We start from the raw sequence: 13,430 nt of genomic DNA, 5'->3' as shown, positions 1-13,430 counted from the left end.
CTGATACCCGACGTAGCGGCGCATAGGGGCTTTTCGTTAACAATTGTGGCGCACGTCCTCGATGGCATGGACGTTGTGGGTCATGGCGCTGTTCAGCGTCTCGGTTGCCAGGGCCGCATCGCGGTTTTTCAGCGCCATAAACACCTTGATATGCGCTTCCACGCTTTCAAGGGTGATGCCCAACACCCGGTTCAACTCCTCAAGGTAATGCACGTAAATCCCTTTCAGGGATTCCATAACGTGAATAAACACCTTGTTGTGCGAGGCTTTGACGATTGCCAGATGAAAATCATAATCCGCCAGCGAATACTTTTTGTAGTCGTCACGACTCACCAGCATGCGGTTCAGCGCCTTTTCCAGCGCCTGAACATCTTCATCCGTGGCGTTCTGCACCGCCAGCTCCATGCAACGGAATTCGACCGTCTGGCGAAACACCCGCATATCATCGAACTCTTCCTGCGACAGATGCAGGATTGGCGCGTTGTCACTAAAGGCGTCGTAGCGGGCCAGGTCGCGGGTGACATAGGTCCCCTTCCCCTGGTGTGTCACCACCACGCCCAGATCACGCAGCTTCTGCACCGCACTGCGCACGCTGACGCGACTCACCTGGAAGGTGGCGGTTAACTCCGCCTCCGAAGGCAGCTTGCAACCTGATTCCCAGACGCCGTTCTGAATGTTTTGTTTCATCTGTTCGTAGATAACATCGACGACATTATGCTTTTGGACGCTTTCCAGGCTCACCGGTTATTCTCACTTGTCCTACATGTCTGAGGTTTTAACGCTTCACACTCCGCCTGACAAGGGAAAAATGATCACCCTGTCCGCCAACCGCCATCAGAATAGAATGATTACTCTATTAAATTCATTAATTTAAGACAGAATCCTTCAATTTACCCCGCGCAGAACGCTGCGCAAAACTGTGAGCTGACCGGCAATTACTGCGCCTGGTAATTGCTGTCAATATCGGCTTCACGTACAACGTCCCCATGCAACTTGTTAGTCATGTTACATCAAGGGATGAATTGCTATGCAAAACTTATTTAACCTTAGCGGCAAAACTGCACTGATTACCGGTTCAACGCGGGGACTTGGTCTGGCTTATGCGCAGGGCCTGGCTCAGGCTGGCGCTCGCGTGATCCTGAACGGCACCCGTGAAGAACATATGCAGCAGGCACTGGCAAGCCTCAAAGCCCAGGGCTGCGATGCACACGGGTACCTGTTCAATGTGGCGGATGAAGCCGAAATCGAAACGGTGTTCGCCCGGCTGGACGCCGAGCAGATCGCGGTAGATATCGTGATCAATAACGCAGGCATCCAGTTTCGCAAACCGATGCTGGAACTGGCGCTGGCTGACTGGCAGCGCGTGCTGGACGTCAATCTGACCAGCGCCTTTCTGGTGGCACGCGCGGCGGCCCGTCGTATGGTGGCACGCAACAGTGGCGGAAAAATCATCAATATCGGCTCGCTGACCAGTGAAGCTGCCCGCGCCACGGTGGCCCCCTACACCGCCGCCAAAGGCGGCATCAAACTGCTGACCAAATCAATGGCGGCCGAATGGGCGCCGTTTAATATCCAGACCAATGGCATCGGGCCGGGCTACATCCTGACCGATATGAACGCAGCGTTAGTCGATAACGCAGAGTTCAATCAATGGGTGTGCAACAGCAACCCCTCCGGCCGCTGGGGTAAACCTGAAGAACTGATTGGCACCGCAGTTTATCTGGCTTCTGACGCCTCAAATTACGTCAACGGTCAGATGATCTATGTCGATGGCGGCTGGCTGGCCACCTTATAAATCCCTCGTCACTTCACCGATAAAAACCATTCACGGTAAAGGCTGAATATGAAACCGACTCGTACCCGACTTTCTGTTCTGGCGATGCTGTTTGTTGTCACGGCAATCAACTATATGGACCGGGCCAACCTGTCCGTTGCTGGCTCTCACATCCAGGGAGAGTTCTTCCTCTCGGCAACCCAACTGGGGCTGCTGTTTTCGATGTTTACCTGGTTCTACGCCATGAGCCAGATCCCGGTCGGCTATCTGCTTGACCGAATTGGTTCACGCTGGCTGTACGGCAGCGCCATTGTACTGTGGAGCTTCTTTACCCTGTTGATGGGGCTGGCATCGCATCACTTTTTCACTACCGCCACCGCCTCATTTATGATGCTGCTGGCGTGTCGTGCGCTGATCGGCGTGGCGGAAGCGCCCTCCTTCCCCTCCAACACCAAGATCATCGCCACCTGGTTTCCCGACCATGAACGCGCTCGCGCCACGGCCACCTACTCCAGTGCGCAATATATTGGCCTGGCTCTGCTGACACCGGCGCTGTCATTTATTGTCAGCCAGTGGGGATGGGAGATGTCGTTTTACATCTCCGGCTTGATTGGCATTGTGTTCGGCGTCTACTGGTTGATTGCCTATCGCGACCCCCAGCACAGTTCCCGCGTCAACAGCGCGGAACTGGCGGTGATTCGCCAGGGGGGTGGCTACGGCTCCAGCAACCAGCAGAATCAAAACCCCGGTGTCAGCTGGCCGTCCGTGCGTTACATCCTGCGCCAGCGTATTACCTGGGGGCTGTTTATCGCGCAGTTCGCGGCCTCCTCAACCCTCTACTTTTTCCTGACGTGGTTTATCGTCTACCTCGAGAAGGGATTGCATCTGTCGATTGATAAAGCCGGAATTGGTGCGATGTTCCCCTATCTGATGGCGATGGCGGGCGTACTGTGCGGCGGCACCCTGAGCGATATGCTGCTGAAACGCGGCCATAGCCGCACCTTCGCCCGTAAGTTGCCAGTCATGACGGGGATGTTGCTGACCTGCTCGATTGCGCTGGTGAATTTTTTCCAGGACAGCCCGGTGATTGCCATCGCCATCTTATCCATCGCCTTCTTTGCCAACGCCTTCTCCAACCTCGGCTGGGTGGTGTGCAGTGACGTTATCCCGCGACATCTGATCGGCACCATAGGTGGCTTTCTGAATATTTTCGGCAATCTGTCCGGCATCGTCAGCCCGATCATTATCGGGGTGATTTTGCAGCGTACACAGAATTTCCAGTACGCGATGTGGTACATCGCCGCCGTCGCGCTGTGCGGATTCCTCGCTTATTTGTTACTGGTCGGAAAAATTGAGGTGCTGACGCCACCCAGCGAGGAACAGCCGGAAAATGCCAACTCACGTTTTGATACGCCCACTGATTTACAGAGAGAAGCATAATGCAAAAGAAAACCGTTAACGCCGTGGTGGTTAGCGCCGCCCATGATGTGCGCTGTGAATCCCGCGAGATTGAGTGGCAAGACCATCAGGTGCTGGTGCGCGTTGAGCGTGGAGGCATTTGCGGCTCCGATATTCATTATTACCAGCATGGCCGCGCAGGGATGTCGGTATTGAAAGCGCCGATGGTGTTGGGCCATGAGTTTGTCGGCATCGTCGATCAAGCTCCGGCGCAGAGTGGTTTACAGCCAGGGCAACGGGTGGCAATCAATCCGTCGCAACCGTGCCAGCAATGCGCGTTTTGTCTGGAGGGCAAACAAAATCTCTGCCGTTCCATGCGCTTTATGGGAAGCGCCCAGTTTTATCCCCACGTTAACGGCGGCTTTGCCGAGTACGTTGCCGTTCACCCGGTGCAGTGCGTGCCTTTTGCCGCCACATCTGATCCGAAGATCATCGCCTTTGCCGAGCCGCTGGCGGTGTGTATCCATGCGGTGCGTCAGGCAGGCGATTTAACCGGTAAACGCGTGCTGGTGACCGGAGCCGGGCCGATTGGTTGTCTGGTGATTGCCGCCGCGCTGGCCTCGGGTGCCACCGAAGTGATGGCGACTGATATCAGCGAACGTTGCCGTGATCTGGCGCAGCAAATGGGTGCCAGTCTGACGGCTGACCCACGCGACGGAGATGTCACGCAAGGCTGGACGGAAAATGGCGGTGCGTTTGATGTCTGCTTTGAAGCCTCCGGCGCATCCGCTGCCGTGGCCTCTGCCGTCAGTTTTACCCGCCCCGGCGGCATTATCGTGCAGTTGGGGATGGGGGCACCCGAAGTGAACTATCCCGTTGGCCCACTGCTGGTCAAAGAAGTGCAACTGCGCGGCTCTTTCCGCTTTACCGGTGAGTTCACTACCGCGGTGCGCTGGCTGGAATCCGGCAAAATCAACCCCCTGCCGCTGCTTTCCGCTGAGATAGCGATGACCGAGGCGGTCAGTGCACTGGAACTGGCCGCCGATAAAGAGCGTGCAGCCAAAGTGCAACTGGTGTTCTAACCTGACGTAGCGGCGCGATTTATCGCGCAGGTTTTTCCAAAATCGTGCACAGAACTGCGCGATAAATCGCGCCGCTACGGATCAACCGTTTCTTTGTTTCAGCAGTTGCTGTCCGGCGTTCTTCTCCAGTCGCCAGACATTGACCAGTGAACAGGCTACCAGCAGCGATATGCCGATAAAGGCCACATTCACATCCATCTGGCCCGGAACGTTGCTGTCGCGCCATCCCATTGATATCCGCATCAGCAGCGCCGAAATCGCGATACCCGCACTCATGCTGAACTGGAAAAAGATACTGAAGATCACCGAGGCATCCGCCATCTTCTCCTGCGGCACGTCGGCAAAGCCGAGACTGTTGTAGCAACTGAATTGCAGCGAACGCGTCAACCCACCAATAAACAGGATGGTAGCGATAGCAAAATAACTCAGGGATGGACTGAGTAGCACACAGCTCAGCACCGCCAGCAGACTGATCAAGCCATTCCACAGCAAAATGCGGCGAAAACCGAAGCGGTTCATCAGCCAGGTGGTGGCCGGTTTCATCGCCAGATTACCGGCAAAAACCCATAACACCATCGAACCGGCCTGCACCGCGCTCCAGCCGAAACTGAGCTGAAACAGCAGTGGCAACAGGAAGGGAATGGCGTTAATCGACGCCCTGAAATACGACCCGGCAATTGCCGTACTGCGGAAAGTGGGAATGGCAAGCGTCCCAAAGGGCAACAGCGGAGCCGGATGACGCAGGCTATGGCGATAGCTCAGTACCGCGCTGGCGATCCCCACCACCAGCAACAACAATCCGCTGGTCAGTTCGCTGTGTCCCAGCAGTTCCAGCCCGCTGACCAGCGTCACACAGGCCAGGGCGGTATAGACAAACCCCAGACCATCGAATGGCCGCAGCGCGTGGTTGCGGCTTTGCGGCACCAGCCACCAGGTGGCAACCAGCGCCAGGATACCTAACGGAATATTCAACCAGAAGATCCACGACCAGTGTCCGTAAGTCACGATCAAACCGCCCAGCGGCGGCCCCAGCACCGGCGCAATCAGTCCCGGCCAGGTGATTACCGCGATGGTTTTCACCATCTGCTTTTTCGCCGTCACCCCCAGCACCACCATGCGCCCGACCGGCACCATCAGCGCGCCGCCGATGCCCTGCAACACCCGGCTAAAGGTGAACAGTGGCAGGTTGTCGCTGACGCCACACAACACCGATGCGAGGGTAAACAACAGAATCGCGGCGGCGAACAGGTTACGCGCGCCAAAGCGTCCGGCCAGCCAACCGCTGATTGGGATAAAGATCGCCACCGCTAATAAATAGGCACTGATACCGACATTCAGCGCCACTGGCCCGACGGCAAACTCACGCGCCATTTGTGGGATGGCGGTGACGATCACCGTGGCATCAAGGTTTTCCATAAAGAAAGTCAGCGCCACCAGCAGCGCCAACCAGAGCGTGCTGCCAGCCGGGGCGGTGGGTTGTGACGAAGGATGAGGCATTCCTTTGGCGTCCTGTTCAGGTGAGAAAAAACGGGCAGAATTCCACACCTTAACATGTTGCGGCGCGATTTATCGCGCCGCGACGAGCGAAAGATGAATCAAGCCGTGACCAACGAAAAAAGGCGGAGTGGTCAGCTCCGCCTTGATTCAAGTTCCGGTCAGTGTGCCTGACCGGTCAGTTGCAAAAGGGCAACGATGATCTGCAAGATAACCCGGACCAGGTCCAACAGTAATCTAATCAGTTCCATCACTTTCCTTCTCCCGTGACAGGAGCGCGCCTTGCGACATTCGGGACTTTGACTCCACCCGCCGAACGCCTTAGCACATCTGTGATGAGTGCTGAGCGGCGCTCATTGTGAAAGCCACAGGCCAGCACCACCTGGTACCTGCCGGGATTTTGACAATCCGCGCCCCTGGGAGTCATCAGTAAGCAATGAGATCACGCCCGGCACTCAACACCTGTATAACCATACAGTATTTTTCCTGAACTTGAAATCTTTCTCTGCACAATTTATGATTCGTTTTGTGATGAGTGCTGAGCACCCCGTTCACCACCCGGTTACCAGCCGTTACGTGAACAAAAATAAAGGATTTGGCGTTGCTGCCAAATCCTTTTTTATTGCCCGTCATTTGAGTCCTGTATCAGGACTTGTCAGCCGGTAATGTCACCCAATAACCCGGCTGATACGGCAACGGCAGGAATTTTTCATGGAATTCACGGAAGGTCGCATCCGGGTCAAGATCGGCAAACAACTCGGGATGCAACCACTTCGCCAGCGCCTGAATAGCGACAAACTGATAAGGGCTGTCGTAGAACTGATGCCAGATTGCATGGGCATTGCCGTTATGTGCCACCGGCAAGGTTTTAAACGCATCGCGCATCATCAATGTGCGCAGACGCGCTTCCGCTTCTTTCGTGTCAGCCCCCGGCCCCACACCCACCCATTTACCCACGGTGTTGTAGTTCTTCCAGTTGGCACCGGTCACCACCACCACATCCGGCTGACTGGCGATAATCTGTTCAGGATTCAGGGTGCCAAAGGTGCCAGGAATCAGGTCTTTCGCGATATTGCTGCCGCCCGCCAGTTCCACCATCTGACCGAAGTTCTCGTTGCCAAATGACATACAGCATTCGTCGGTATAACCACCGGCACGGTCAATCATCACTTTCGGGCGTTTGCCGTCAAAGTTCTTCAGGCGATCGGTCACTTTGGCAATCGCTGCACGACGGAACGCGATAATTTCTTCCGCCCGCTGCGGTTTGTTGACCAGTTCACCCATGATACGGATGCTCTGCTCGGCGTGCTCCATCGGTTTCTCACGGAAATCGATAAACACCACCGGAATGCCCACCGCCTGCAATTTCTCAATCAGTTTGCCTTCGTCGGTCGCCGCTTTGGATTCGAGGTTCATCAACACCAAATCAGGTTTCAGCGTCAGCGCCTGTTCTACGTTGAAGGTGCCATCTTTTGCCCCACCGAAAGTCGGTAACGTCTTGATTTGCGGATAACGTTTCTCATACGCCATGTAGCCATCGTAATCCGCCTTGTGGAAATCATCGCGCCAGCCTACCACGCGCTGAAAGGGGGTCGCCGTATCGAAGGCCGCCAGCAGGTACATCTGTCGCCCCTCCCCCAGAATGATACGTTTTGACTCCTGCGCCACCTCAACCTGGCGTCCGGCCACATCGGTAATAACTTTGGCAGACGAGCTTAAGGAAAACGTCAATAACCCCAGCGCTAACATCCAATTCTTCATGTGATCTACCCATACAAATGATAATGATTATTATTAATGCATTTCGCGGCGTCACTATTACCTGGCGGAAAGAAAATGAAAAGCCTTCACGACACATTTTTTTACATCCCTCCAGCTGTGTCGCCGCTCACAAAACGTGCGTCTTTCGTGAAAACCCTCACAACACCCCATGCAATTGCCCAATTTATCGCCGCGATTTACCGCATTTTGGCTAATGCGCAAACAAAAGGTGAACGCTAGATTAAAAAATGAAACAACGTTTTAATTTTTCATTAACACCCAGGTATGGGTATGTATTCCCGGAGGAGTTGCCGTGAAGATCAGCGCCATTGATGTCACCCTGTTCAGTTACCCCACCCGCCGTGTATCGGATAGCGCCGGGCATTCGCATCCCGGTCCGGAAAGCGATGCACAACTGGCCATGCTCACCCTGACCAGCGAAGACGGCCACTGCGGCTATGCCTTCGCGCCGGCGGAAGTGATTCGCCCGCATGTGGTCAACGCCTTCTTCCGCAAAGTGTTGCTGGGGCAAAACGCTTTTGATCGTGAACGGTTATGGCAGGATTTGGTGCACTGGCAACGCGGCAGCGCCCATCAGTTAACGGAGCGCGCCCTGTCGGCGGTGGAACAGGCGTTGTGGGACCTGATTGGCCGAAAATTACAACTGCCGGTGCATAAACTGCTCGGCGGCTACCGCGACACCATCCCCGCCTATGGCAGCACCATGTGTGGCGATCAACTGGAAGGCGGCTTATCGACCCCCGATGAGTACGCACAGTTTGCCGAGCAACTGGTGGCGCGCGGTTATCGCGCGATTAAGCTGCATACCTGGATGCCGCCGGTGTCGTTTGCGCCCAGCCCGATCATGGACATCAAAGCCTGTGCGGCGGTGCGGGAAGCGGTTGGACCGGATATCGCCCTGATGCTGGACGGCTACCACTGGTACAGCCGCAGCGATGCCCTCACCATTGGTAAGGCGCTGGAAAAACTCAACTTCACCTGGTTTGAAGAACCGATGGAAGAAGAGAGCATGGCCTCTTATGCCTGGCTGGCAGATAACCTGAGCATTGATGTGCTTGGCCCGGAAAGCCTCGGCGGCAAACATCACAGCCGCGCTGACTGGGTGCGCGCCGGAGCCTGCGACATTCTGCGTGCCGGGGCCAACGGCGTAGGTGGGATCTCCGCCACCCTGAAAGTCGCCAGTCTGGCCGAAGCCTTTGGCATGGATTGTGAAGTCCACGGCAACGGTGCCGCCAGCCTGGCGGTGGTGGGCGCCATCCGCAACTGCCGCTGGTACGAACGAGGCTTACTGCATCCGTTCCTCGATTACGAGCAACCGCCTGCGTATCTCAACAGCCTGGTTGACCCGATGGATGACCAGGGTTTTGTGCATCTGCCAACCCGCCCCGGACTGGGCGAGGATATCAACTTTAGCTGGATTGAAACCCATACCCTGAATCGCTGGTAACCCCGACACAAGCAGTACGGCAAACAACAATAAACCTCTGACCTGCTGGACTTTGCTTATGAATCTTTTGCTTCGTTGCACAGCGTGCTGTATAGCGCTGCTGCTGATGGCGGCCAGCCCCGGTTTGCGGGCCGCCACGCCAGATGATCAGCTGATCGTCGGCATGAATATGAACAACCTGTTAACCCTCGATCCCGCCGCCATGACCGGTAATGAAGTGGTGGGCATCGTGGTGAATCTGTATGACGGGCTGGTGGAGCTGGACCCGCGCCAGCTCACCCATGTCCGTCCGGCGCTGGCGGAACGCTGGGAGATTAGCCCGGACAACCGCCAGCTCACCTTTCACTTACGTGACAACGTCACCTTTCATTCCGGTAATCCGCTCTCCAGTGAGGATGTGGTGTGGTCGATGCGCCGGGTGTTGCACCTGAATCTGGCCCAGGCGTCGGTGTGGAAATCCTATGGTTTCAGCAAAGACAATGTCGACCAGATGATAACCGCACCGGACGCTAGCACCGTCGTCCTGCGTCTGCCAAAAGCCAACGACCCGCTGCTGGTACTGTATTCACTGGCTGCGCTCGGCAGCATGGTGGTATTGGACAGCAAAACCGTGCAGGCGCATGCCAGCAACGGGGACTGGGGCAACCGCTGGCTGACCACCCATGAAGCCGGTTCCGGCCCGTTTCGCCTCGATGTCTGGCAGGCGAAAGACGTGCTGCGTATGAATCGCGATCCTGACTACTGGCGGGGCGCACCGAAGCTGTCGCGCGTGGTGTTCCGCCATTTGCAGGAGTCGCAGACACTGCGCCTGATGATGGAAAAAGGCGATATCGATATTGCCAGCAATATGGCGATCCCGGATGTCAAAGCGCTGCGCCACGACCCGGATCTCACCGTCGATGCGGTGCCCAAAGGCACAATTTACTATCTGGCGATGAGCATGAAGGATAAGCATTTCGCCAGTGCCAAAGTACGCGAGGCGGTACGCTATCTGGTGGATTATCAGGGCATCAACAAAAGCCTGATGGCGGGTTATGGCGAACTGCATCAACGTCCGATTCAGGCCGGGATGCCCGCCACCCTTCCCGACCCTGGCTACAAACTGGATATCCCCCGAGCCAAAGCGTTGCTGGCGGAAGCCGGTTATCCCAATGGGTTTGACACCACCCTGCGCGTGCTGGCAGACCAACCGTTTCTGAATATCGCCATCGCCATTCAGTCCACGCTGATGCAGGGCGGCATTCGCGCCAAAATCGTCACCGGCACCGGTAACCAGATCTATGGCGCGATGCGTGAGCGTCAATTCAATCTGTTGGTCGGACGTGGCGGCAGCGGCGTGGAACCGCATCCCCACTCCAGCCTGCGTTCGCTGGTCTACAACCCGAACAACGCCGATAGCGCCAGACTGACCAATTTCCAGGGATGGCGTACCGGTTTCTACGATGCGCAACTCAACCAGATGATCGACCAGGCGCTGCTGGAACGCGACAGCGTCCGTCAACAGCAGGATTACTTCGCCATTCAACGTCGCTACGACCAGTTGATACCGGCGTTGATGCCCATCTCGCAAATGGTCGATTCCGTGGTGGTGAATAACCGGGTACAGGATTATATCCCGCATCCTTCGGCCACCACCTTTTTGCGCGACGTATGGAAAACCCCGGACAGCCTGGCAGGAGGTACGCCATGAAACTGACGCGAAGCCACTGGCGGCGCATTCGCAGCCGTGGGTGGCAGGTGCTGATCACCCTGATGGGCCTGCTGCTGTTGACCTTCTTTATCGGCCGCGTGATGCCGCTCGATCCGGTGCTGGCGATTGTCGGACCGGATGCCGATCACGCCACTTATCAGCAGGTTTATCATCAACTCGGCTTTGATAAACCCTTGTGGGTGCAGTTTGCCATCTACCTCAATGGCCTGCTGCACGGCAATCTTGGCATGGCGCTACTGACCGGCCAGCCGGTGATCAACGATATCCTGCGCGTCTTCCCGGCCACGGTGGAACTGGCGACGCTGGCGATTGTGATCGGCACCGGGCTGGGTGTACCGCTCGGCGTCTGGGCGGCGGCACGCCGCAATGGCGTGGTGGATTATGTGGTGCGCATCATCAGCCTGGCGGGTTACTCGACACCGATTTTTTGGGTCGGGATGGTGGGCCTGCTGCTGTTCTACGCCCATCTTGGCTGGGTCGGTGGTGCAGGACGGGTGGACTTCAGCCTGGACGGTCTGGTGCCGCGCCGCACCGGGTTGCTGTTGGTCGATGCGTTGCTGGCCGGAAATGGCAGCGTGTTCGCCAGCGCGCTCAATCATCTGATCCTGCCCGCTTCTCTGCTCGGCTTTCACTCGCTGGCGTATATCAGCCGCATGACGCGCAGTTTTATGCTGGCGCAACTGACGCAGGAGTTCATTCTGACGGCGCGCGTGAAGGGGCTGACCGAGTGGCAGGTGATCTGGCAACACGCCTTTCGCAATATCCTGGTCCAGCTGTTGACGGTGGTGGCGCTGGCCTACGGCTCGTTGCTGGAAGGCGCGGTGCTGATCGAAACGGTGTTTTCCTGGCCGGGATTTGGTTCCTATCTCACCGGCAGCCTGATGCTGGGCGATATGAATGCGGTGATGGGCTGCGTGCTGGTGGTCGGCCTGATTTTTGTCCTGCTTAACCTGATTTCTGACCTGCTTTATCAGGTATTCGACCCGAGGACTAAAGTATGACGATTTCGCTGGATACCCCTTACACCAGCGCGGCGCAGGAGCGTCTGGCACGCTTCCGCCGTTTTGCGTCCCGTAGCGGCCAGTTTATCTGGCGTATGGCCTGCAATCCGCTGACCGCCATTGGCGGCGCGATCATTCTGTTGTTGCTGGTAACGGCGTTGTTTGCGCCGTGGATCGCGCCATACCATCCGCTGATTCAGGATCTCAATAACGCCCTGAGTCCCCCCAGCGCGCAGCACTGGTTTGGCACCGACGAATTCGGTCGCGACATTTTCAGCCGCCTGGTATGGGGGGCGCGCATCACGCTGTATATCGTGCTGCTGGTGTCAGTCACTGTCGGCCCACTTGGCCTGCTGCTGGGCGTAACCGCCGGGTATTTTGGCGGCAAGGTGGATAGCGTGCTGATGCGCGTCACCGATATCTTTATCTCCTTCCCCAGTCTGGTGCTGGCACTGGCCTTTGTCGCCGCGCTTGGTCCTGGTCTGGAACATGTGGTGATCGCCATTACCCTTACCGCCTGGCCGCCGATCGCCCGTCTGGCGCGTGCCGAAGCGTTGTCGCTGCGGCAGGCGGATTTTATCTCTGCGGTGCGTTTACAGGGTGCTTCACCGCTGCGCGTGCTGTGGAAACATATTGTCCCGCTGTGCCTGCCGTCAGTGATTATCCGTATCACCATGAATATGGCGGGCATCATTCTCACCGCTGCCGGGCTGGGCTTTCTCGGCCTCGGCGCACAGCCGCCGGACCCGGAATGGGGTGCGATGATCGCCAGCGGTCGCAGCTATATGCTGGAGTGCTGGTGGGTGGTGACGGTGCCAGGTCTGGCGATTCTGGTGAACAGTCTGGCGTTTAATTTCTTAGGAGATGGCTTACGTGACATCCTCGATCCCCGTAGCGAGTAACGCCCCGCCGTTACTCGACGTAGCAGATTTACAGGTCAGTTTCGCGCAGGGACGCCAGCTTACCCCGGCGGTGCGTGGCGTCTCCTTCCAGCTTGGGCAGGAGAAACTGGCGATTGTCGGCGAATCCGGTTCAGGTAAATCCACCGTTGGCCGCGCCCTGTTGCAGTTACATCCGCGAAGCGCGCAGATCAGCGCACAACGTATGCAATTTGGTGAGGTGGATCTGCTGCGTGCCACCCCGGCGGAGATGCGTGCTATCCGGGGGAAACGTATCTCAATGATTATGCAGGACCCGAAATACTCCCTCAATCCGGTAGTGCGAATCGGTGAACAGATCGCCGAAGCCTGGCGCAGCCATCACCCCGGCCAGCGCAATGAAGCTCGTCAGCGTGCGCTGGCGATGCTGGATGTGGTGCGCATCCGCGATCCTGAACGGGTGTATCAACTCTATCCACACGAAATCTCCGGTGGACAAGGGCAACGCGTGATGATCGCCATGATGCTGATCACCGACCCGGAGCTGGTGATCGCTGATGAACCCACCTCAGCGCTGGATATTTCCGTGCGCTTGCAGGTACTGGGCCTGCTGGATGATCTGGTGAAGCAACGCGGGCTGGGGCTGATTTTTATCAGTCACGACATCAATCTGGTGCGCCATTTTTGCGACCGGGTGTTGGTGATGTATGCCGGGCGGGTGGTGGAGTCGTTAGCCGCCGCCGACCTCGATCGGGCGCAGCATCCCTACACCCAGGGGTTACTGGCGGCGCTGCCCGATATCGACCAACGTCGCCCACGGCTGCCGGTGCTACAACGTCAGGCCAGCTGGCTGCAACCTTAAG

Annotated in this window: 12 protein-coding genes; 8 read left to right on the top strand and 4 right to left on the bottom strand. The window is 57.0% G+C overall.

The features are described 5' to 3' along the window. Positions 1–36: 36 nt before the first annotated feature. Positions 37–741, bottom strand: a complete 705-nt coding sequence (locus AC6I8N_RS09925) for a FadR/GntR family transcriptional regulator (protein WP_021183334.1) — start codon at positions 739–741, stop codon at positions 37–39. A gap of 286 nt (positions 742–1,027) precedes the next feature. Here AC6I8N_RS09925 and AC6I8N_RS09920 point away from each other — a divergent pair, with 286 nt between their 5' ends. The 3 genes from AC6I8N_RS09920 to idnD are packed head-to-tail and all read left to right on the top strand — an operon-like array spanning position 1,028 to position 4,254. Beyond that, positions 1,028–1,795: an SDR family oxidoreductase gene (locus AC6I8N_RS09920; RefSeq protein WP_497830613.1), complete on the top strand. Its 768-nt coding sequence runs from the start codon at positions 1,028–1,030 to the stop codon at positions 1,793–1,795. A 48-nt stretch (positions 1,796–1,843) separates the two neighbouring features. After that, on the top strand, positions 1,844–3,214 hold the full coding sequence (locus AC6I8N_RS09915) for an MFS transporter (protein WP_497830612.1): 1,371 nt from the start codon (positions 1,844–1,846) through the stop codon (positions 3,212–3,214). Next, on the top strand, positions 3,214–4,254 hold the full coding sequence (gene idnD / locus AC6I8N_RS09910; protein WP_497830611.1) for an L-idonate 5-dehydrogenase: 1,041 nt from the start codon (positions 3,214–3,216) through the stop codon (positions 4,252–4,254). Before AC6I8N_RS09915 ends, idnD begins: the two co-directional genes overlap by 1 nt. 81 nt (positions 4,255–4,335) lie before the next feature. Here the strand turns inward: idnD and AC6I8N_RS09905 are convergent, their stop codons facing one another. The 3 genes from AC6I8N_RS09905 to AC6I8N_RS09895 form a co-directional block, all read right to left on the bottom strand. Continuing rightward, positions 4,336–5,751, bottom strand: a complete 1,416-nt coding sequence (locus tag AC6I8N_RS09905; protein WP_021183338.1) for an MFS transporter — start codon at positions 5,749–5,751, stop codon at positions 4,336–4,338. A gap of 423 nt (positions 5,752–6,174) precedes the next feature. Continuing rightward, positions 6,175–6,381, bottom strand: a complete 207-nt coding sequence (locus AC6I8N_RS09900) for a hypothetical protein (RefSeq protein ID WP_497830610.1) — start codon at positions 6,379–6,381, stop codon at positions 6,175–6,177. 12 nt (positions 6,382–6,393) lie between these two features. After that, on the bottom strand, positions 6,394–7,509 hold the full coding sequence (locus AC6I8N_RS09895) for an ABC transporter substrate-binding protein (RefSeq protein WP_036625282.1): 1,116 nt from the start codon (positions 7,507–7,509) through the stop codon (positions 6,394–6,396). Between the two features lie 313 nt (positions 7,510–7,822). Here AC6I8N_RS09895 and AC6I8N_RS09890 point away from each other — a divergent pair, with 313 nt between their 5' ends. Genes AC6I8N_RS09890 through AC6I8N_RS09870 form a run of 5 tightly spaced genes read left to right on the top strand, consistent with a single transcriptional unit; the run spans position 7,823 to position 13,429 of the window. Beyond that, positions 7,823–8,977, top strand: coding sequence for a mandelate racemase family protein (locus AC6I8N_RS09890; protein ID WP_021183354.1), 1,155 nt, complete (start codon positions 7,823–7,825; stop codon positions 8,975–8,977). Positions 8,978–9,035: 58 nt separating this feature from the next. Beyond that, positions 9,036–10,667 (top strand): ABC transporter substrate-binding protein, encoded by a 1,632-nt coding sequence (locus tag AC6I8N_RS09885; RefSeq protein WP_497830609.1) that lies wholly within the window; start codon positions 9,036–9,038, stop codon positions 10,665–10,667. Next, positions 10,664–11,689, top strand: coding sequence for an ABC transporter permease (locus AC6I8N_RS09880; RefSeq protein ID WP_208725401.1), 1,026 nt, complete (start codon positions 10,664–10,666; stop codon positions 11,687–11,689). The genes AC6I8N_RS09885 and AC6I8N_RS09880 overlap by 4 nt, the downstream gene beginning before the upstream one ends. Continuing rightward, entirely contained in the window at positions 11,686–12,591 is a 906-nt protein-coding gene (locus tag AC6I8N_RS09875; RefSeq protein ID WP_021183357.1) for an ABC transporter permease, read from the top strand. The genes AC6I8N_RS09880 and AC6I8N_RS09875 overlap by 4 nt, the downstream gene beginning before the upstream one ends. Beyond that, a complete protein-coding gene (locus tag AC6I8N_RS09870) occupies positions 12,563–13,429 on the top strand; it encodes an ABC transporter ATP-binding protein (RefSeq protein WP_415173377.1) in 867 nt (288 codons plus the stop codon). The genes AC6I8N_RS09875 and AC6I8N_RS09870 overlap by 29 nt, the downstream gene beginning before the upstream one ends. Position 13,430 lies beyond the last annotated feature (1 nt).

The sequence above is a fragment of the Pantoea sp. X-Soil-TKNS-1279 genome (genome assembly GCF_059730565.1).
This window is presented reverse-complemented; position numbering and strand designations above follow the sequence as displayed.

Excerpts from the sequence above, each read along its gene's own strand:
- AC6I8N_RS09920 (WP_497830613.1), top strand. The coding sequence starts at position 1,028 with ATGCAAAACTTATTTAACCTTAGCGGCAAAACTGCACTGATTACCGGT.
- AC6I8N_RS09915 (WP_497830612.1), top strand. The coding sequence starts at position 1,844 with ATGAAACCGACTCGTACCCGACTTTCTGTTCTGGCGATGCTGTTTGTT.
- idnD (WP_497830611.1), top strand. The coding sequence starts at position 3,214 with ATGCAAAAGAAAACCGTTAACGCCGTGGTGGTTAGCGCCGCCCATGAT.
- AC6I8N_RS09905 (WP_021183338.1), bottom strand. The coding sequence starts at position 5,751 with ATGCCTCATCCTTCGTCACAACCCACCGCCCCGGCTGGCAGCACGCTC.
- AC6I8N_RS09900 (WP_497830610.1), bottom strand. The coding sequence starts at position 6,381 with ATGACGGGCAATAAAAAAGGATTTGGCAGCAACGCCAAATCCTTTATT.
- AC6I8N_RS09895 (WP_036625282.1), bottom strand. The coding sequence starts at position 7,509 with ATGAAGAATTGGATGTTAGCGCTGGGGTTATTGACGTTTTCCTTAAGC.
- AC6I8N_RS09885 (WP_497830609.1), top strand. The coding sequence starts at position 9,036 with ATGAATCTTTTGCTTCGTTGCACAGCGTGCTGTATAGCGCTGCTGCTG.
- AC6I8N_RS09880 (WP_208725401.1), top strand. The coding sequence starts at position 10,664 with ATGAAACTGACGCGAAGCCACTGGCGGCGCATTCGCAGCCGTGGGTGG.
- AC6I8N_RS09875 (WP_021183357.1), top strand. The coding sequence starts at position 11,686 with ATGACGATTTCGCTGGATACCCCTTACACCAGCGCGGCGCAGGAGCGT.